Origin of the sequence: Stutzerimonas azotifigens DSM 17556 (genome assembly GCF_000425625.1) — a bacterium.
GTDB classification, from domain to species: Bacteria; Pseudomonadota; Gammaproteobacteria; order Pseudomonadales; family Pseudomonadaceae; genus Stutzerimonas; species Stutzerimonas azotifigens.
The window spans coordinates 25,425-45,559 of sequence record NZ_KE384421.1 but is presented as its reverse complement, the minus strand read 5'-3'; the positions used below and the strand labels follow the sequence as shown (position 1 = coordinate 45,559).

The 20,135-nt window shown below is 63.9% G+C and carries 18 protein-coding genes; 6 read left to right on the top strand and 12 right to left on the bottom strand.

The genetic code is table 11. The features are described 5' to 3' along the window. Positions 1-461 precede the first annotated feature (461 nt). A complete protein-coding gene (waaA, locus tag H610_RS0121395) occupies positions 462-1,733 on the bottom strand; it encodes a lipid IV(A) 3-deoxy-D-manno-octulosonic acid transferase (RefSeq protein ID WP_028241573.1) in 1,272 nt (423 codons plus the stop codon). Positions 1,734-1,744: 11 nt separating this feature from the next. Then, positions 1,745-2,644, bottom strand: a complete 900-nt coding sequence (locus H610_RS0121390; RefSeq protein ID WP_028241572.1) for a LysR family transcriptional regulator — start codon at positions 2,642-2,644, stop codon at positions 1,745-1,747. A 91-nt stretch (positions 2,645-2,735) separates the two neighbouring features. On the opposite strand from H610_RS0121390, the gene H610_RS0121385 reads away from it, so the two are divergent. From H610_RS0121385 to H610_RS0121370, 4 genes are read left to right on the top strand one after another with little or no spacing between them, the layout of a single operon-like run. Further along, positions 2,736-3,068, top strand: a complete 333-nt coding sequence (locus H610_RS0121385; RefSeq protein WP_043239299.1) for a DMT family transporter — start codon at positions 2,736-2,738, stop codon at positions 3,066-3,068. A 60-nt stretch (positions 3,069-3,128) separates the two neighbouring features. Beyond that, positions 3,129-4,301 (top strand): NAD(P)/FAD-dependent oxidoreductase, encoded by a 1,173-nt coding sequence (locus H610_RS0121380; RefSeq protein WP_028241570.1) that lies wholly within the window; start codon positions 3,129-3,131, stop codon positions 4,299-4,301. Beyond that, positions 4,298-5,110: an aldo/keto reductase gene (locus tag H610_RS0121375; RefSeq protein WP_028241569.1), complete on the top strand. Its 813-nt coding sequence runs from the start codon at positions 4,298-4,300 to the stop codon at positions 5,108-5,110. The genes H610_RS0121380 and H610_RS0121375 overlap by 4 nt, the downstream gene beginning before the upstream one ends. Positions 5,111-5,149: 39 nt before the next feature. After that, complete coding sequence (locus H610_RS0121370; protein ID WP_028241568.1) at positions 5,150-6,064, top strand: hypothetical protein; 915 nt, start codon at positions 5,150-5,152, stop codon at positions 6,062-6,064. 8 nt (positions 6,065-6,072) lie between these two features. Here the strand turns inward: H610_RS0121370 and hldE are convergent, their stop codons facing one another. Together hldE and msbA are read right to left on the bottom strand one after the other, a co-directional pair. Continuing rightward, positions 6,073-7,494 (bottom strand): bifunctional D-glycero-beta-D-manno-heptose-7-phosphate kinase/D-glycero-beta-D-manno-heptose 1-phosphate adenylyltransferase HldE, encoded by a 1,422-nt coding sequence (gene hldE, locus H610_RS0121365; RefSeq protein ID WP_028241567.1) that lies wholly within the window; start codon positions 7,492-7,494, stop codon positions 6,073-6,075. A 163-nt stretch (positions 7,495-7,657) separates the two neighbouring features. After that, positions 7,658-9,463: a lipid A export permease/ATP-binding protein MsbA gene (msbA, locus tag H610_RS0121360; RefSeq protein ID WP_028241566.1), complete on the bottom strand. Its 1,806-nt coding sequence runs from the start codon at positions 9,461-9,463 to the stop codon at positions 7,658-7,660. A 32-nt stretch (positions 9,464-9,495) separates the two neighbouring features. Here msbA and H610_RS25240 point away from each other — a divergent pair, with 32 nt between their 5' ends. Together H610_RS25240 and H610_RS25235 are read left to right on the top strand one after the other, a co-directional pair. Then, positions 9,496-10,095, top strand: a complete 600-nt coding sequence (locus H610_RS25240) for a lipopolysaccharide kinase InaA family protein (protein WP_084166524.1) — start codon at positions 9,496-9,498, stop codon at positions 10,093-10,095. A 345-nt stretch (positions 10,096-10,440) separates the two neighbouring features. Beyond that, entirely contained in the window at positions 10,441-11,472 is a 1,032-nt protein-coding gene (locus H610_RS25235; protein WP_236614336.1) for an O-antigen ligase family protein, read from the top strand. Positions 11,473-11,648: 176 nt separating this feature from the next. Here H610_RS25235 and H610_RS0121350 read toward each other — a convergent pair whose 3' ends face one another. The 8 genes from H610_RS0121350 to rfaP are packed head-to-tail and all read right to left on the bottom strand — an operon-like array spanning position 11,649 to position 20,054. Continuing rightward, positions 11,649-12,518 carry a glycosyltransferase family 2 protein gene (locus H610_RS0121350; RefSeq protein WP_028241565.1) on the bottom strand — a complete coding sequence of 290 codons (870 nt, stop codon included), beginning with the start codon at positions 12,516-12,518 and terminating at the stop codon, positions 11,649-11,651. Next, entirely contained in the window at positions 12,515-13,531 is a 1,017-nt protein-coding gene (locus H610_RS0121345; RefSeq protein ID WP_236614335.1) for a glycosyltransferase family protein, read from the bottom strand. The genes H610_RS0121350 and H610_RS0121345 overlap by 4 nt, the downstream gene beginning before the upstream one ends. Positions 13,532-13,545: 14 nt before the next feature. After that, on the bottom strand, positions 13,546-14,475 hold the full coding sequence (locus H610_RS0121340; protein WP_028241563.1) for a glycosyltransferase family 2 protein: 930 nt from the start codon (positions 14,473-14,475) through the stop codon (positions 13,546-13,548). Between the two features lie 54 nt (positions 14,476-14,529). Then, positions 14,530-16,278, bottom strand: coding sequence for a carbamoyltransferase family protein (locus H610_RS0121335; protein ID WP_028241562.1), 1,749 nt, complete (start codon positions 16,276-16,278; stop codon positions 14,530-14,532). Between the two features lie 53 nt (positions 16,279-16,331). Next, positions 16,332-17,756: a lipopolysaccharide kinase InaA family protein gene (locus H610_RS0121330; protein ID WP_028241561.1), complete on the bottom strand. Its 1,425-nt coding sequence runs from the start codon at positions 17,754-17,756 to the stop codon at positions 16,332-16,334. Continuing rightward, a complete protein-coding gene (locus tag H610_RS0121325; protein WP_028241560.1) occupies positions 17,753-18,508 on the bottom strand; it encodes a lipopolysaccharide kinase InaA family protein in 756 nt (251 codons plus the stop codon). Before H610_RS0121325 ends, H610_RS0121330 begins: the two co-directional genes overlap by 4 nt. Next, positions 18,505-19,242: a lipopolysaccharide kinase InaA family protein gene (locus H610_RS0121320; protein ID WP_028241559.1), complete on the bottom strand. Its 738-nt coding sequence runs from the start codon at positions 19,240-19,242 to the stop codon at positions 18,505-18,507. Before H610_RS0121320 ends, H610_RS0121325 begins: the two co-directional genes overlap by 4 nt. After that, a complete protein-coding gene (rfaP, locus tag H610_RS0121315; protein ID WP_028241558.1) occupies positions 19,239-20,054 on the bottom strand; it encodes a lipopolysaccharide core heptose(I) kinase RfaP in 816 nt (271 codons plus the stop codon). Before rfaP ends, H610_RS0121320 begins: the two co-directional genes overlap by 4 nt. Between the last annotated feature and the right edge of the window lie 81 nt (positions 20,055-20,135).

Below are 20,135 nucleotides of genomic sequence, written 5' to 3'. Positions count from 1 at the left end.
CGCCGCTTTTCGTAGGAGCGAGCCCTGCTCGCGAAGGCCTCCGAGCCCTTCAGGCCTTGCAGCACCCACGAGATGACGCCGAAACGATAGTTCCCACCCTGCCCTTCTCCCCACGCGAGAAGGTGGCCCGCACCGGCCCCAGTCGCCGCGAGGGCGCGCCTCCCACAGGGGAGAGCCTGCGCGTGTGGAGCCAGGTCGCAGGCAGAGCCTGCTCCTACGCTTGCTGCACGCCGCCGCTTTTCGTAGGAGCGAGCCCTGCTCGCGAAGCCTCCGAGCCCTTCAGGTTCTCGCAGCGTCGCTGCTGACACCGAAAGACCAGCCCCACCCCTGCCCTTCTCCCCGCGGGAGAAGGTGGCCCGCAGGGCCGGATGAGGGAGCGGTGCTATACCGACCCTCGGGGCGCGGCTCTTTCCCCGGCCCAAGGGCCGATCGCCCAGGCAAGCGCCTTCCGCAGGATGGACTCAGCCCGCCAGTGCGCGCTCGATCCCGGCAAGCAGCCGCTGCAGCGCGCCCCGGTTGGCCTGCATGACGCGCCGCCCGCCGGCGCGCATATCCGCGGCGACTTCGGGTTCCTGCCACAGCCGCGCGACCTGCGCCGCCAGCTCCGCCTCCTCTCCCACCTCCACCAGCGCCCCCGCCGCCCGCAGCTGCGCCGCTATGTCCAGGAAGTTGAACAGGTGCGGGCCGCTGAGCACCGGCACGTCCAGTGCCGCCGGCTCAAGCAGGTTGTGCCCGCCGTTGGGCATCAGGCTGCCGCCGACGAAGGCCACGTCGGCCAGCGCGTAGAGAAACAGCAGCTCGCCCATGGTGTCGCCGAGCAGCACCTGGGTGTCGGCGGTCACCGGCGCGCCGCCGGAGCGCGGCACAGTGGCGAAACCCTGGCCACGGCACAGCTGCAGTACCGAGGCGAAACGTTCGGGATGGCGCGGCACCAGAATCAGCAACGCCCGCGGCCAGCGCTCGAGCAGCCGTCGATGCGCGGCCAGCACCTGCTCGTCCTCGCCGGCATGGGTACTGGCAGCGATCCACACCGGGCGCTGCTGCGCGCCCCACGCGCGACGCTGCTCGGCGGCCCTCTCCGGCAGCGCGGGATCGATCGCCAGATCGAACTTGATCGAGCCGGTGACCTCGACCCGCTCGGGCCGCGCGCCCAGCGCGCGGAAGCGCTCGGCCTCCGCTTCGGTCTGCACCGCTACGAGCGACAGCTCGGCCAGCATCGGTGCGGTCAGGCCGCGAAAACGTGCGTAGCCCCGCGCCGAACGCTCGGACAGGCGCGCATTGGCCAGCACCACCGGTACGCCGCGCCTGGCGCAGGCGTGGATATGGTTGGGCCACAGCTCGGTCTCCATCACCACCGCCAGCCGCGGTTGAAGCCGATCGAGAAAGCGCCGGGCCGCCCAGGGCAGATCGTAGGGCAGGTAGCAGTGCTGGACCTGGTCGCCGAACAGCGCGCGGATGCGTTCGGAGCCGGTCGGCGTCATGCAGGTCACGGTGATCGGCAGGTCCGGATGGCGCTCGCGCAACGCCCGGATCAGCGGCGCGGCGGCGATGCTTTCGCCGACCGAGACGGCGTGCACCCAGAGGCCCCCGGGCCGCAGCCCATGCGGCAGACGGGCGAAGCGCTCGGCGACCCGATGCGCATAGGCCGGCGCGCGCCGGGCGCGCCAGGCGAGACGCAGCAGGATCAGCGGCAGGGCCAGGTGAAAAAGCAGGGAGTAGATGGTGCTATTCATGGCGGCGCAGCTTACCCCGCCCGCCCTTCGCTGGCGACTCGCAGGTTTTCCGCCAGGCAGCCCGCCAGCCAGTCGGCCGCCGGGCCCGGCGGCTCGTCGCGCCGCCAGACCAGTTCGACCACCAGCGGCGGCGGCGTCCAGTCGCTGCGCAGTTCCACCAGCTGACCCTGGTAGCCTGGATAGCGCGCCACATGGCGCGGCAGCCAGGCCCAGCCGAGGTTGCGCATCACCAATTCGGCCATGGCGTAGAAGCTGTCGGCGCGCCAGACCAGCGGACTGACCTGCTCGCCGCCGGGATAGCGGCTGTCCTGGGGCGCCATCAGCAACTGCCGGTGGCCGGACAGCCGGCGCCTGTCGACCGCCCTGCCGCCCGCCAGGGGATGGTCGGCGCCGCACACCGTGACCATCTCGATGGCGCCCAGCCGCCGCCGCTCCAGCGCCTGCGGCATGTGCTCGTGGTGGAACAGCAGGCCGAGGTCGGCGCGCCGTTCCAGCAGCTTGCGCGCCACGTCGCCCTGAGCGCCGCTGGCCAGCTGCACTTCGAGCAGCGGAAAGGCCCGCGCCAGCGCCTCCAGGCTGGCGATCACCGGCGGATAGGGCATCGCCTCGTCCTGGGCCAGGCGCAGCCGTGCTTCCTCGCCACGAGCCAGCCCCAGCGCCCGCCCCTCCAGGCGTTCGCATTGCTGCAACACCGCGCGCGCCTCCTCCAGCAATGCCGCGCCGGCCTCGCTGAGCCGAGGCTGGCGACCGCTGCTGCGATCGAATAGCAGCACGCCGAGGTCGGCCTCGAGCAGGGCGATGGCCTGGCTCACCGCCGACTGCGCGCGCCGCTGCCGGCGAGCCACCGCCGAGAAGGACTGCAACTCGGCAACGTTGACGAACAGCCGCAGGTGCTCCAGGTTCCATTGCATGGCTTGAACCTATCTCGTATGCAGATAGGTGATTACTTTATCCCATCGGGCGAATGCCTAGAATCCGCAGCAATCCCATCGGAGTCCGATCATGAGCCCCTACGTCTATCTCGCCATCGCCGTCGCCGCCGAAGTGGTCGCCACCAGTTCGCTGAAGGCGGTCGACGGTCTTGCCCGGCCGCTGCCGCTACTGATCGTGCTCCTCGGTTACGGGCTGTCGTTCTGGATGCTCACCCTGGTGCTGCGCAGCATCCCGGTAGGCGTGGCCTACGCGATCTGGGCGGGCCTGGGAATCGTGCTGGTGAGTGTCGCGGCGTACTTCCTCTACCAGCAGAAGCTGGACGCGCCGGCGCTGATCGGCATCGCCCTGATCGTCAGCGGCGTGGTGGTGATCCGCCTGTTCTCCGCGGTCGGCGGCCACTGAGCGCGGGGCCTGGGCGCTGCTATACTGCGCAACTTTGCCCGGCAGCGAGACGACCCGTACATGAGCGCTCCCCTACACACCGACGTCCTGATCGTCGGCGGCGGCATCGCCGGCCTCTGGCTCGTCGCGCGCCTGCGCCGGCAGGGCTACGCCACGCTGCTGGTCGAGCGCGGCGCGCTGGGCGGCGGGCAGAGCGTGAAATCCCAGGGGATCATCCACGGCGGAACGAAATATGCGCTGCACGGCGCGCTGACCGGCGCCTCGGAGGCGATCGCCGACATGCCCGGGCGCTGGCGCGAGGCCCTGGCCGGCAGCGGCGAACTCGACCTGCGCGGCGTGCGGCTGCTGTCCGACGCCCACTACCTGTGGTCGCCCGGCACCCTGGCCGGCAACCTCACCAGCTTCTTCGCCAGCAAGGCGGTGCGTTCGCGCGTCGCCCAGGTCAAGGGCGACGACCTGCCGCCGGCCCTCCGGCACCCGCGCTTCAAGGGCAAGGTGTATCGCCTCAGCGAGCTGGTGGTCGATGTGCCGAGCCTGATCGCCCGCCTCGCCGAGCTGGCCGGCCCGGAACTGGTGGCCGCCGAGCGCATCGAGCCGCTGCGGGACGAGGGCGAACTGGTCGGCCTGCGCCTGGACGGCCATGAGGTCCGCGCGCAGCGCATCGTGCTCACCGCCGGCGCCGGCAATGCCGAGCTGCTGCGGGCGCTCGGCCTGAGCCAGCCGGCGATGCAGCTGCGCCCGCTGCACATGGTGATGCTCAAGGGCCCGACCCTGAGGCCGCTGTACGCGCACTGCCTGGGTGGCGGGACCAAGCCGCGCATCACCGTCACCAGCCACCCGGCGGCCGACGGCCAGTGGGTCTGGTACCTCGGTGGCGCGCTGGCCGAAGCGGACGGCGTCGCCCGCGACAGCGAGCAGCAGATCGCCGCGGCGAAGCGCGAACTGGCCGAGCTGATGCCCTGGCTGGACCTGTCCGAGGCGCATTGGGCGACCTTGCGCATCGACCGCGCCGAGCCGGCGCAGAGCGGACAGGCGCGCCCGGACAATGCCTTCCTGCACGACCAGGGCAGGCTGCTGGTGGGCTGGCCGACCAAGCTCGCCCTGGCGCCGGATTTCGCCCAGCGGGTGGAGGCGGCGCTCGACCGGGACGGCATCCATTCCGCCCCCGCCGCGCCCCTGCCGCCGCTGCCTCGGCCCGCGCTGGCAGCGCCCTTCTGGGAGGGCCTGCTGTGAAGGCGACCCTGCATGGGCTGCATCGCCCGCTCGGCCGCACCGGCCTGCAGGTCTCGCCGCTGGGCCTGGGCACGGTCAAGCTGGGCCGTGACCAGGGCGTGAAGTACCCCAGCGGCTTCACCATTCCCGACGACGCCCAGGCGCGCCATCTTCTGGCCACCGCGCAAGACCTCGGCATCAACCTGATCGACACCGCACCGGCCTACGGCACCAGCGAGGAGCGCCTCGGGCAACTGCTGGCCGGCCAGCGCGAAAACTGGGTGATCGTCAGCAAGGTGGGCGAGGAGTTCGAGGACGGCCAGTCACGCTTCGACTTCTCCCCGGGCCACACCCGCCATTCGGTCGAGCGCAGCCTTCGCCGCCTGCGCACCGACCGGCTGGACGTGGTGCTGGTGCACTCCGACGGCAACGACATCGCCATCCTGCAGGACCGCGGCGTCTACCAGACGCTGGCCGAGCTCAAGCGCGAAGGCAAGATTCTCGCCTACGGGCTTTCCGGCAAGACGCCCGAAGGCGGGCTGCTGGCGCTGCGCGAGGGCGACTGCGCAATGGTCACCTATAATCTCGAGATGCGTCAGGAAGAACCGGTCATCGACTACGCCGCGGCGCATGGCAAGGGCATCCTGGTCAAGAAGGCGCTCGCCAGCGGCCATGCATGCCTTCGCCCCGGCGAGGACCCGGTCCGGCGCAGCTTCGAACTGCTGTTCGCGCACCGCGGCGTATCGGGCGCGATCGTCGGAACCATCAACCCGCACCACCTGTCGGAAAATGTCGCCCGCGTTGCGGCGATACTGAACAAGAACACCTGAGCCGCCCAGCGGCCGACCCCGACGCGAGAAGGAGCCGATATGCCGCGCACGCTGATCCGCAAGAATCCCGCTGCCTTCAAGACCCTGCCGCTGTTCGTCGAAGCCTCCCCGGAGGGGCTGAGCTACCAGAGCCTCGGCACGCCGCTGAACTTCACCCAGGTGCTCGAGCGCCGCCGTCCGGTCAGCGTCGCCAATCCCGAACGCTTCTCGCTGGAGCTGGCGAACCTCGGCGTGTCCGTGCGCCTGACCCTGCGCTGGCAGGGTCGCGATTACTGGGTGTTGGTGCGCCAGCAGCGCGCCGATCGCGGCGACGTGGTGCTCAAGCTCATCTCCGGCTATGTGCCGGCCCATGAACTGAACCTGCCGCTGCTGACCGCCATCCAGGAAATCGCCGAGGAATGCCTGCTGGAAACCCCCGACGGCTGGCTGGCCGGCCGCTTCGGCGACACCTGGCTGCCGACCCCCTACCAGCAGAGCCTGCGCTACCGGGAGACGGTGCATTTCAGCCTGGGCTCGCTGACCGGCGCGACCCGCCCCGTGCAATGCAACGGCCTGACGCTGATGGAGCGGCCGCGCGCCTACGTCCATCTGCCGACCGCCTCGCTGCAGGTCGTCTACGACATGCAGCTGACCCTGCCGAAGGAAATTCGCCAGCTCAGCCTGTTCCACGTCGACGAGCGCATCGAGGACGGCCAACTGGTCGCGCGGCTCGAACGCAGCCGGCCGGACCTGTACCTGATTCCCCTGGAAAAGGGCCGACCAACCAGCGAACTGGTGATCCTGCGCAAGGGCCAGCCGGCGCCCGCCTCAACCCGCGGGTTGTGGCTGGCCGAGAGCTTCGCGCCGCAGGCGGGCTGGGTGGTGCGCGACGAGCGCATCCGCTGGCGCGACTGGCTGGCGCTGCAGGGCCTGTCCGGCAGCAGCGCACCGACGGCGCGCAGCGCGACGGTTTGAACGTGGCGTCAGCGGCTGCGGATCTTCTCGACGATGGCGGTGGTGGAACTGTTCTCGACCAGGCCGAGCACGCGTACTTCCCCGCCGTATCCCTTGACCAGCTCGGCGCCGACCACCTGATCGACGCCGTAGTCGCCGCCCTTGACCAGCACGTCCGGCTTTACCTCGGCGAGCAGCCGCTCGGGAGTGTCCTCGGCGAAGCTCACCACCCAGTCCACCGCACCGAGTCCGGCGAGCACGGCCATGCGCCGGTCGACGCTGTTGATCGGCCGGCCGGGCCCTTTCAGGCGGCTCACCGAGCCATCGTCGTTCACCGCGACCACCAAGCGATCGCCGAGCGCCCGGGCCTGCTCGAGGTAGGTCACGTGGCCGGCATGGAGGATGTCGAAGCAACCGTTGGTGAACACGATGCGCTCGCCCTGCGCGCGGGCGTCCTCGACCGCAGTGCGCAGCTGCTCGAGGGTCATGACGCCGCGCTCGGAGCCTTCCTCGCGCTGCACCGCGCGGCGCAGTTCCGGCGCGCTGATGCAGGCGGTGCCCAGCTTGCCCACCACGATGCCGGCCGCCAGGTTGGCCAGCGCCACGGCCTGCGGCAGCGCCTCGCCGGCGGCCAGCGCCGCGGCGAGCGTGGAGATCACGGTGTCACCGGCACCGGTGACGTCGAACACCTCGCGCGCGCGCGCCGGCAGGTGCAGCTCGGGGCAGTCCGGACGCAGCAGCGTCATGCCGTGCTCACCGCGGGTGACCAGCAGCGCCTCCAACGACAGCGTGCGAATCAGCGCCTGGCCCTTGGCGACCAGCTCCGTCTCGTCGGCGCAGCGGCCGACCACCGCCTCGAACTCGCTGAGGTTGGGGGTGATGAGCGTGGCGCCCTGGTAGATCTCGAAGTGCTTGCCCTTGGGGTCGGCCAGCACCGGAATGCCGCGGCGATGGGCGGCGGCGATGAGCGCCTGGTGGTTCTGCAGCGCGCCCTTGCCGTAGTCCGACAGCACCAGCACCTTGATGCCGTCGAGCAGGGATTCCACCGTGGCGGCGAGCGCCTCGGCGTCGGTTTCGAAGGGTTCCTCGAAGTCCATGCGCAGCAACTGCTGATGCCGGCTCATCACCCGCAGCTTGACGATGGTGGGCTGATGTTCGATCCGCTGGAATTCGGCGCGCACGCCCGCGGCGCGCAGGCTGTCGGCCAGGCTGCCGGCCGCCTCATCGACGCCGGTGACCCCCACCAGCGAGGCCGGCGCGCCCAGCGCGGCAATGTTCAGCGCGACGTTGGCCGCCCCGCCCGGCCGGTCCTCGACCTGATCGACCCGCACCACCGGCACCGGCGCCTCCGGCGAAATCCGCGACGTACCACCGTGCCAGTAACGATCGAGCATGACGTCGCCCACCACCAGGACGGGGGCTTTGTCGAAACGGGGCATGGACAGCTTCATTGGGGCTCCGGAGCGGCAGAAACGCCGCAAATCATATCACGGCAGCCTGTTTTGCCGGCTTAGCGTGCAGGCTGGCTTTAGCGCCATGCATTTCAGCTCAACCTATTTTTTTTGCGCACCTCAGCATGGAGCTTCACTGCGCCAATGCCAGCTGGACAGCAGCCTAAGCCTCATCGCTGTCCTTGAACTGCGTCTCATGCAACCTGGCATAAGCGCCATTGGCTGCCAGCAATTCGACATGAGTACCGCGCTCAACGATATGCCCGTGCTCCATGACCAAAATGAGATCGGCCTTCTCGATGGTGCTCAAGCGATGAGCGATGACCAATGTGGTCCGCCCCGTCATCACACGATCGAGTGCGCCCTGGATATGTCGCTCTGACTCCGTATCCAGCGCCGAGGTTGCCTCATCCAGGATCAGCACCGGGGCATTCTTCAAAAGCGCGCGGGCTATTGCCAAACGCTGGCGCTGACCGCCTGAAAGCAGCACACCATTCTCGCCCACCAAGGTCTGGTAGCCCTGGGGCATTTGTTCAATGAACTCGTCGGCATAAGCTGCCCTAGCGGCACGACGGATCTCCTCCATTGGCGCACCGGCAAGATCACCATAGGCAATATTGTTGGCAACCGTATCGTTGAACAGGGTGACCTGCTGGGTGACCAGCGCGATGTGTCGGCGCAGATTACGCAATTTGTAATCCTCGATCTTGGCGCCATCCAATAAAATCCGCCCTTGGTCATGAAGGTAAAAGCGCGGAATGAGGTTGGCCAGCGTCGACTTGCCGGACCCCGAGCGCCCAACCAGCGCCACCATCTGGCCCGGCTCGGCCGTGAAGCTGATGTCGTGCAATACCCGCTTATCGGTACCGGGATATATGAAATTCAATCCATCAATTTCCAGACGCCCAGCAACCCGCTCGCGCTCAAGCATTCCATTATCGACCTCGGGTGTCTCGTCCAGTTGCTCGAAGATGCTCTCGGCACCGGAGACGCCCTTCTGGATCGTGGAACTCACCTCCGACAGTTGCCTGATCGGTTTGGGCAGCAGGCCAGCCAGCGTGATGTATGCCACCAGGTCGCCAGCCGACGCATCGCCACGCATGTACAACACCAGAAACATCAGCACGGCCATGGCGCTGTAGATGACCAGTTGCAGAGTCGGCGTGTAGACCGCGTTCGTCTTGACCATACGCAACTGCTTGCCGGTATTGTCGAGACTGGCTTCGAGAAATCGGGCCTGCTCGTACGCCTCACCGCCGAAGCTGCGCACCACCCGGTAGCCCTGTATGGTCTCGGACGCGACATGGGTGACGTCCCCCATCGCGACCTGAATCTTCTTGCTCTGCCTGCGGAATTTCTTGCTGGCGCTGGTCACCATCAGGCCGATCACTGGCAGGATCGCCACCATCACCAATGTCAGCTTCCAGTTCATCCAGAGCAGCGTGGCGAACAGGAAGATGACGGTCATGCCCTCTCGCACCACGACCTTGATCGCATCCGTCGCCGCCCCCGTCACCATCGTCACGTTGTAGGTGATGCGTGAAATCAGATGCCCGGAGTTGTGGCTGTCGAAGTAGCGGTTGGGCAGCGTCAGCATGTTGTTGAAGAGCGCGACACGCAGGTCATGGACCAGGCCCAGTGAGACCCGAGCCAGAAAATAATTGCCGAGAAACGAGCCGATACCCTGCAACAGGGCGATGAGCACGATCAGCAGGGGAACGGCCTGAAGCAGCTTCAACCCTGCCAGCCATGGCTGCTCCCGAAGATAGGGGACCTGCGCGAAAAAACTGGCGTCCGGGTTGTTCAGTCCATCGACGAAAAACTTGAGGATGTAGCCGAGCATCGGCTGGGTGGAGGCGAAGATCAGGAAGCCCAGCAGGCTGATTGCAAAGGCGCCCGAATAGGGCGCCACGTAGCGCAGCAACCGCATGTACACCTTGAGGCTGGATTGCTGGGTAGAATTGGCCATTCGATAAGCCCCATCACGGCTAGAGGATCAAAATGCGGATTGTAACAGCGCAGGAATTAGGAAGCTGGCTGGCCGGCGGCAAGGTGCTGGAGGAGGATGCCCGGGGACCTAAGGTAGTCGCGCTGAAGAATGGTCTGTTCCTGAAAATCTTCCATAATCGCCGTCACCCTCTGCTCGCACGCCTATTCCCTTTTGCAGAAAGATTTACGCGTAACACCGAGCGCCTCCGTGACCTTGGGATTCCCTCTCCTGAGGTAGTAGAAAATTTTTGGATCACGAAGGAAAAGGGACTGAGCGGCTGCATCTATCGACCGTTACCCGGCACCTCCTTAGAAATAATCTATCGAGACAGTCCAGAGGATTTTTTTTCATCTATCCCCCGACTCGCCAAATTCATCAGGGAATTACACAATAAAGGAATTTACTTCCGCTCACTACATCTTGGAAATATCGTACTCACTCCCAACGGAGAATTAGGACTAATAGACGTCCTTGACCTTCGAAAAAAACACGCCCCACTTAATAACAGACTAACAGCAAGGAATTTTGATCATCTAAATAGCTATTTAGAGAGAAACAAAATAACCGACTTCCCCATGGAGGAAATGTTAAAAATCTATCGCTCCCTATGATCATTAGACACCAAGCTCATCCCCCTACTACTCAAGCCACTCGAAGCCCCATAGCGATACGCATGACCAGACAGCTCACAATGACTCAGCGATAGCGAATCCCTCGATGACTCAAACCACTTTATGAAAACATAAGTTATCCAAGAGTTTACACTGATGCTCACTTCTTCATCTTCTACGGCTCAGCCAAAGCCACATTCTTCTATCTCAAGCTGGATCATACGACATATATTTCCAATTGGTTGGCTAGCGCTCCTCACGGGACTTTTTTGGGTCGGAGATAGAGCCTTATACCATAAGCTTTATTACTCACTGCTTGTTGCCCCCATGATTGTCGCAGTGACAATGCAACCGCGCCAGATATCCCCCCTGATTCGAAACCCGTTAATTTTTGCGTTTATAATTTTTGCCAGCTACATTATTCTTACATTACTTTGGTCAGACACTGATACAGCAAGTTTTTCACTGCTAAAGCGCCCCATCTATGTGCTAACGATGCTCCTCAGCGCAGCCATGCTGGCGATGGAGCGACCGCCAGCACTTGGGCAAGTAATGAAAACTTCTGCTGTTATTGCAGCCGTGGCCGCCGCTCTATCCTTTGGCTATTACCTTTATAATGCAAACTTTTCATTGAGCGGTCAGCGTTTCAGTGGCTACGGCGCGCTATACAACCCCCTCCTCAGCGCTCATGTATATGGTTTTTTTGCAACATTCTGGCTTGCATATTGGTTTACAACTCGCCAACAGCTAGCGCCGATGCCACTAATCTGCTTGGCTGTACTGGGCACTGCGATTATTGCCACAGGATCAAGAACGCCACTGCTTGCGCTTTCCGCCGTGGCGGCCTGGCTGGGTTTCGCCCAACCAGGCCGGCGCAGTCTATTGCTCCTCCTCACGGCCGTAGGCACGGGACTGGCTCTGTTAATCCTCCATCCTGCCTCTCTGATATCCAGAGGCTTATCCTATCGCCCTGATATCTGGTCCGAAGCATTAGCACTTGCCGCTCAACGCCCCTGGCTTGGCTACGGCTTCGACCACCAGCTATTGCTTGAATTAAAACAAGCCGGGCTCACCTTTAACGACCCTCATAACATTGAGCTTGCAGTGCTACTGGCTGGCGGCCTTATAGGATTGGCGCTATGGTTTTTGCTGTATGGAATGGCCATATTATATAGCTGGCGCAACCGTCATAATTCAACGGTATTAGTGGCCTCGTCACTACTAATATTTGGCTTTTTTGCGGGACTTACAGAAGGCAGGGATTTTCTTTCGCGCCCCAAAGAACACTGGTTCCTGATTTGGATCCCGTTCGCATTGTTAATTAACGCTTGGCTGTGCTCCAAGCGAAAAACAGATTTCTCACGCCCCCCCCTTTAAAGACCTGAAACCAGCGCCAGCGCAATGCTCTGCAACGCTGGTTTCGTTTGTGCCCTAAGCGATCATCTCGCAACCAGCAACGCAGATTCAAGGGGAGCAAACAGGTTGTACAGGCGTCCTCTTATATAGCCATATAGCGCGCCAAGTTACGGCGGGCATCGGAGCGCGCGAAGCTATCAGGCTCTGCTCCATCTGCCATGCAGGCGAAGCAGGCCGCGCAGGGTCTTGAGATTCCATGCGGAAAATGGCAACTGCCTCAAGAGCCAGCGGGCTAGATCAGAATTGCACGCCGCCGTCTTCAGGAACATGGAATTGATGTAGGAATCACGCGCTTCACGGTACCGAGGGTGATCGGAAAACTTCTCCAGGGTCGCCAGCATTGAGCGCACCATGAATGGATAATTTTTGTAGGTGTTGGTGGCGTGCATACGGTAACGCGCCAAAACATCGTCTAGGACATGGATTTCATAACCGCTATGAGCAATTGCCAACTCAATGTAGATATCCTCCAAGCGTATCTCTGGATCAAACCCGCCGACCGCATCCAATGCCTCACGGCGAATCATTAGAGTCGCCGCAGGCACTCCGGGCCGCAGATTGAGGAAAATGTCCTCGAAGCTCAGCTTCCGTGCTGGATGTCGAACCTGACGCGGTAGTTGATCACCAGTGGCATCGATGAATTCCACGTTACCCGCACAGATACCTACCCTTAACTTTCCTTTCAAGTAGGCCACTTGGATGGCAATACGCTCGGGGAGCATTATGTCATCGGAACCGAACGGCACTATGAACTCACCACGCGCCCGAGCAATAGCCTCATTCAAGGTCGCGGCAAGCCCACGATTAGCCTGGGACCGAAAATCGAAGCCGAATTCGCTTGCAAGCGCTTCGATACGCGTAACACTGTCATCTGCTGAACCATCGTCGACTACTAGCAGTTCCAGATTCTGGTAAGTCTGCGCCAGCACACTACGAATGGCCGCCTCAATATATTCGGCATGGTTGTACGAAGCGATGACCACACTGACCAACGGTGATGCGCTCATATTGCAACCCCGAACAACCTTAGCAGACCATTTAGCCCGCGCCGGACGAAGCCGGGTCGACGCTCGGGTAATCTAGGAAACGGCTTGCACAATTGAGCCTCAAGCCCCTCGGCCATCTTAGCAAAGGTGAGGTTTTGCTCGGCAAATCGGCGCCCCTCCCTAGCGATCCGCAATCCTAACTCAGGCTCTGAGCGCAAACGCGTCAGGTGACCGCGCAATTCCTCCATGCTTGAGTAGAGTAACAAGTGGCATCCGTCCTCCAAGCCGATGGCCGGCTCCTCGCTGCCCTGACGCCACGCCAACACCACGCAGCCGCAGGCCATTGCCTCAAAGTTCTTAGCCATGTATTCACCAAACTTCACATCAGCCCCCACGAAGTAGCGAATACGGTTAAGCATACGTCGATAAGGATCGCCTGGCTCAGTCCTTAAAATCTGCAGCGGCTCATTAGCAGCCAAGTTCTCTAAAAGACTTTTACGATCCGCATAAGTGTTGCTACCTAGGCGGCCAACGAAGCCGAGCTCGATGTCCCGTTCAGCCTCACTCTCGCAGAAAATCCTCCGCTCGTCGTAGCCTTTGCACAGGAAGTTTGCATCGAACCCCTCGCCTCGTAGCCGCTCAGCCACACCGGCACCAGTCACCACAATGCGAACCCCGGGAACCGCGCGGTAGAAGCGACTGAACTGTCTATAGCGGCGAGAATGCCTAAGATAGTTCATGTAGGAATCTTCTTCGTAGATAATTACTGAAGATAACCGGCGGATGAACGATGCCTGTTTGTGGATATAGCGGAACAAAATGTCGAACAAAATGCGGTCATATGCTTTGAAGTCAACGTCGCGTAACGCGCGTCGCAAATTTCCCTGCTGTTTTCTGGACAGCACTCGGATATCCAGATCGTGGTTCTGGGACAAGCGTTCGTAGACGTAGGAGATATCGGGTAGACGCCGCTCGGCAGTGACAACCAGAATCCTCAGCCGAGGCTCCACACTAAAAGCCTCCTTGTCTTTCATTGGTGCTTCCCAGCTCACCGAGCACACCCTGCCAGCAGCATGCGCAACACCTTGCGTGTATAAGAAAAACGGCCGATCACCCGCCAGTCAGCCTGCAAAGCTCGTCGGTAGAATAACGCTGCGCTTGTGTAGTCACCGGCCGCATGAAATGTTCGAAACAACGAGAGACAGCGCTGGGAAAGGAAGGGCCTGCGTAGATCTTGGAATTGGCACGGCATCCGCTGGCTGGAAAAAACTTCGTCGACCAACCCCAACCCTACAGATTTGGCATGTTGAAGGTTGTGGCGTAGGCTGTCCGAATGGCGATTCATCAGCGCCACCGGTTGTTCAATTAGGCTACATGCGCCATTGGCCAGCACTTGGGCGAACACTGGAATGTCCTCAGTGTTGCGGAGCTGCTCCGGAAAATTTCCTCGCACGAAGGCATCGCGACGAAACAGGCAGGCGCTGGGCATCAGCGACAGGCGCTTTTCTAGTAGGTAGTTCCGCAAGCGCTCACGCGGCAATTCTGATAGCGTGCCCGGGGCGTGCAGCGTGCGCCGTCCATCTTCGGCCAGAGACCAGTGCCCTCCGATAACCAGCATGCTCTCCGGGTGCCGCTCGACATGCTCGCGCAGCACCTCGAGTATCCCCGGACACAACTGGTCGTCTGCATCGAGGAAAAGCAAGTAGCGCCCTCGAGAGCTACAGATACCCAAATTGCGAGCGGATGCTGGCCCTCCGTTCTCCTTATGTAGATAGCGCAAGCGATCTGGGTGTTGGGCGAGTAACCCCGCGACCACCTGTCCTGTATCGTCGGTGGAGCCGTCATCCACGATCAACAATTCGCTATCAGCCGGCAGCTGCTTTATGACCGAAGTTACCGCGTCCGGCAACATCGAAGCATAATTGTAGGCGGGAATGACCACGCTGAGCCAAAGCTCGACGCTCGTATCCGAGTTCATTGGCAAAAGACCTCGATAGTGAATGCGAGAGGCTAAAACGACGATCGCTCAAGACTAAGAGCGGTTCGAGCCACTTCCCTTCACCACCAACACATCCTCCATGATCAGATACTGCAGATCCGACCCATAGAACATATCCAGCGCATCGGTCGGCGAGCAGATCATCGGTTCGCCGCGGCGGTTAAGGGAGGTATTCAGAGACACGCCGTTGCCGGTGAGCTTCTCCAGCTCGACCATCAGGTCGTACCAGCGCGGGTTGTGGCGGCGCTCCAGGACCTGGGCGCGGGAAGTGCCGTCCTCGTGGACGACTTCGCCGACCCGCTCCTTCCAGCCTTCGTTGACTTCGAAGGTGAAGGTCATGAACGGCGACGGGTGGTCGACCTTGAGCATCTGCGGCGCGACGGTGTCGAGCATCGACGGGCAGAACGGGCGCCAGCGCTCGCGGAACTTGATCTGCTCGTTGATGCGGTCGGCCACGCCCGGCACGCTCGGGCAGCCGATGATGGAGCGGCCGCCGAGCGCGCGCGGGCCGAACTCCATGCGGCCCTGGAACCAGGCCACCGGGTTGCCATCGACCATAATTCGGGCGATGTGCTGCGGCACGTCGTCGAGTTTCTGCCATGCCGGCTTGTTGGGATGGCGGGCGCAGGCGGCGATCACGTCCTCGTTGCTGAAGGACGGGCCGAGGTAGACGTGCTCCATCTTCTCCACCGGCACGCCGCGCTGGTGCGAGACGTAGGCCGCGGCGCCCACGGCGGTGCCGGCGTCGCCGGAGGCGGGCTGCACGAACAGTTCCTTGACCTCGGGACGGGCGATGATCTTCTGGTTGAGTTTGACATTCAGCGCGCAGCCGCCGGCGAAGGCGATCTTCCCGGTCTCGCGGATGATGTCGCCCAGGTAGTAGTCCATCATCTGCAGCGCCAGCTTCTCGAACAGCGCCTGCATGCTGGCTGCGTAGTGTATGTAGGGGTCGTCGGCGATGTCGCCCTCGCGCTTGGGCCCCAGCCACTCGATCAGCTTGGGCGAGAAGTAGTAGCCCTTGCCCTTTTCCTTGTAGCGACGGAAGCCGATGACGTTGGCGTAGTCGGTGTTGATGGTCAGCTCGCCGTTCTCGAAGGTGGCCAGGCGCGAGAAATCGTACTTGGCTGCATCGCCGTAGGGCGCCATGCCCATGACCTTGAATTCGCCGTCGAGCATCTCGAAGCCGAGGTACTCGGTGATGGCGCCGTACAGGCCGCCGAGCGAATCCGGGTCGTAGAACTCCTTGATCTTGTGGATGCGCCCGTTCTCGCCCCAGCCGAAGAAAGTGGTGGCGTATTCGCCCTTGCCGTCGATGCCGAGGATGGCGGTCTTTTCCTTGAAGCCGGAGCAGTGGTAGGCGCTGGAAGCGTGCGCCAGGTGGTGCTCGACCGGCTCGATGCGGATCTTCTTCAGATCGAAGCCCAGCTGCTGCAGGCACCACTGGATGCGCTTGTGGTAGCGCTTGTAGCGCCGATTGCCCATGAGAATCGCGTCGAGCGCGCGGTCCGGCGCGTACCAGTAGCGCTTGGCGTAGTGCCAGCGGGCCTTGCCGAACAGGCTGATCGGTGCGAACGGAATGGCGACCACGTCGACGTCGGCGGGCTTGATGCCGGCGAATTCGAGGCAGAACTTGGCCGACTCGTAGGGCATGCGGTTCTTGGCGTGCTTGTCCCGCACGAAACGCTCTTCTTCGGCGGCCGCCACCAGCTTGCCGTCGATGTAGAGCGCGGCGGAGGGATCATGGCTGAGTGCGCCGGAAAGGCCGAGAATCGTCAGTGACACAGTGTTGCCTCGTCGTAGTGCGGCCGAACCGCAATCGGTAAAAGGGGCCCGGATCAGCGTTCCAATCGCGGCAGGCGGCTGTCGAGCAACCGGTGCAGCGCCGAGTCCGCCGGCCAGTTGCGCAACAATCTGGCACGGTCGCGGGCGTGAGCCTCGGCAAAGCGACTGCCGGGACAGACACCCGCCGCGTCCAGGTCGATCAAGGCCCAGCGTCCCGCCTGCCAGAGCAGGTTGGTGCCTTTCAGATCGCCATGCACGAAGCGCTCGCGCTGCAGGTCGTCGAACAGTTGCCGCAAGGCCTCGACCTCCGGCTCCGGTGGCCGCTCATCCAGGTAGGGCCCAAAACGCGTGATTATATCTTCGCCGGGGGCGTAATCGGTAATCAGGTAGCTGCGGCCGCGCAGCCCCAGCCAACGGCGCTCGATGACGGCGAGCGGTCGCGGCGATGCGATGCCGAGGAAGTTCAGGCGATGCCCCTCGACCCAACTGTGCCAGGCCCGGGTAGGGCGCCAGAAACGCTTGAGCCAGTGCGCGACGCCCTTGATGTTGTAGCGCTTGATCACCACCCAGCCGTCGTCGATGGCCACGCGCGCCACCGTCGCGCTACCGCCGTCCTTGAGCGAAACACCACGGGCGATGGCGGCATCGGGATCGGCGAGCAGCGCCGCCAGGCGCTGGGCCTGGTCGCGCTGGACGGCTTCCAGCCCACCCGGATCGCGGCGAACGTGAAAGGCCGTGCAGTCGCGCCCGAGCTTCTTCAGGTAGTGCTCCAGGCGCTTGCGGCGAGCCGCGACGATCCGTTGGCGCAGGCGCACCGGCGATATTTCGCTGCTCGCATCGGCCGCACGGTAGTGCCGCAGCAGCGGCTCCACGGCGTCATCGAAACGGCCCGGCAACTGCGCGAAGCACAGGGCGAGGTTTTCCTCGGCACGCTCTGCGCCGAGCAGCTGGCCGACCTGCTCCGCCTCGATCGCGGCACCGTCGATCAACCACAGTTGGCAGCCGTCCCACAGCAGGTTGTCCAGGTGCAGATCGCCCTGCCACAGGCCCTTGGCGTGCATCTGCGCGATTGCGGCCAGCGCGCGGCCCAGCACCCGCTCCTGGGCGGGCGACAGCGGCGCCTGGTGTTCCACGCGCGTCCAGGCCGTGCCCAGGCCTTCGGCCTGCTCGATGAATTCGAAAAGCAACCAGGCGCCCGCTTCGCCATCGCCCTCGGCGAGCAGCGCCGGCGTGGGAACCTCGGCCTCCCGCAACAGCCGGACGCCCTCGCGCTCACGCGCTGCGTGCCGCCGCGCCTTGGCGCCGACGTAGAGCTTGGCGAGAACCGCCCGTCCGGCATGACGGGCACGCGCAACGTAACGTTGGCCGGGCAGGATGCGCAGCCACTGTTCGACCTGCAGGCTGCCCCCGTCCGGAAGCTCCACGTCCAGCGGGACGGCCGGATGGCGCCCCGCCGCGGCCAGTTCGCCGAGTTTCATCCGCGCGAGGCCTTGTCCGCCGAACGCTGGGCGAAGCCGGACAACCAGCCGTCGATGCGCCCTTGCGTGGCACCCCGACCGAGATAGGCCGCGATCAGCCGGCGCAGGTCCTCGTCGCTCCAGCTGGTCGCGCGACGCACCAGGGGCTCGAGATCGCGCAGCCGGTCGCTGCGCCCGAAGAGAAGCGGGCGGTTCTTCTCCAGGTCGATCAGGCAGCTTTCGTAGCGGCCGTCGGATTCACGCAGGAAAACGTGCTTCGGATACAGGCAGCCATGCCGCTGCCCGGCGCGATGCAAGCGCCGAACCAGCGCGCCACAGGCATCGAGAATCGCCTCGCGCCTGGTGTCTGGCAGGCTGGCCCAGTCCGAAAGCCAGTGGCTCAGCTCGTGCCAGCCCTCCAGGGCGCGGGTGACGAGGATGGCCTGCGGCCCCTCGTCACTGCCACGGACGGCGAAATACGCGGCCCGCAGCGCCGGAATGGCGAGCCGGCGATAGCGCTGGATGTTGCGGAATTCAAGCGCCAGGGTCGGCTCGCCGAAGGGGTGACGCAGCGTCCGTATCTGGTGGTTGCATTGCCGCTTGACGTAGTAGCCGCGCCCCTCGAGCTCCAGCCGGAACACCGCGCTCCAGCCGCCACGGTCGGTATTCGGCTGGTCGACGGCAGGCAGTGCGCGCGACCACAGCGCCTCGAACGAGGCGAGGCCGTGGCCTTTGAACAGCTCCCGATCTTCGGAAGCGAGGTATTGCTTCATTCGCGTCCCTCGAAATAGCGCAGAATCCTGTCTATGAACGGCTTGTCCTCCGGCACCAGGTGATCACGCCCCTGGTAGTGGAGGAAAAAGCGAAGCCGCTGGGTCCGAGACAGCCGCTGCTTGGCCAGCTTGTCCAGGCAGGCCAGGTCCTTGACGATTCGGCGGCGCAGGAAAGGCCCCCACCAGAAGCCCCCGGTGGGGCAATCGATGAGGAACAGCTCGCTGCGGTCGTTCACCAGCAGGTTGCGCCATTTCAGATCGTTGTGGGCGAACCGGTGCGCATGCAGCGTCCTCGTCGCCTGCGCGACCTGACGGCTGATGCCTTCCACCCAGGCCCGGTCGGCCAGGCGTGGATCATCGTTGCGCGCCATGGTTGCCAGATCCAGGGTGTTCGGCACCTCCAGGGTGATCATCGCGCCGCGGCCGAACAACCCGACATAGCGCTCCAACCCCCAGGCGACCACCAGCGCCACCGGAATGCCGAGCCCCTGGAAGAACCTCAGGTTCTGCCATTCGCCCTTGACCCGCGGCCTTCCGAGCATCCGCCGCAGCCCCTTGCCGGCGGCATGGTAGCGCTTGACGTAGTAGCGCTCGCCGCCGACCGTGACGCGGATCACCTCGGACAGCGGATCCCGGGCGATGGGCTCGCCTTCCAGGGCGAATACCTTCTCGAGCGTGGCGAACGCCTCGCAGGCCGGCGGAGGCAGCTGCCGGCTCAGTTGCCAGCGGCTCACGAGCCGGCCCCCGGGGCGTACTTGCGCGCATAGCGCAGCTGCAGCCGGGCCGCCTTGCGCCGCAGCCAGTCGAGCAGGCCGGCCTCCTCGCGCAGCACCTGCCGCAACGGGCGGCGGAAATAGCCGCGCAGAAAGCGCAGCTTGTCACGCTCGGTCAGGCCGATGCCGAGCGCCGAGAAATACAGCCCGGCCAGGTCCTTGTCACGCCAGCGACGGGGCACGGCGTCGCGCGTCTGCGCGCGGTGCAGGTCGATCAGCGACAGGCGCAGGACGTCGGCCGTCACCGGCGCGTCGGTGTGCAGCAGGAAGTGGCAGATGTAGAAGTCGCGATGATTGACCCCGGCGCGGTGCATGGTCCCAGCCATGCGCGCCACCTCGGCGATCAGCGCGTGCTTGAGTCTCGGGCTGGGCGGCTGCTCGAGCCAGTGGGCGGTGTAGTCCTCGAGGCTGATCGTCGGCGCCAGCTCCTCGGTGACGATGAACGAGTGCTGGCGGGCCGGATTGCCGCCGCGCTCGCCGTAGGCCACGGCGGTCATGGTCGGCACGCCCGCCTCGTGCAGCCGCTGTAGGGCCCGCCACTCCTGGCCGGCGCCAAGCACGGGAGTCTTGGCCGTGATCAGGTTCTTGACGATCTCGCCCCAGCCGATGCCGCGATGGATCTTGACGAAATAACCGCGCCCGGCCACCTCGGTACGCAGCGTCCGGCGGCCTTCCAGTTCACGGTAGACCTGGCCCTGCAGACGTTCGACCTCGGCGAAGGGGTCCTTGCCTTGCCAGAGGCTCTTGAAGGGTTCCGCTAGCATCAGGCGCATGTGGCCTCCGCGGGTCGGAGATACTTCAACACTTCGGGCAGGCCTGCCTGCAATCTCCGCGAGGGCGCGCCTCCCACTGGT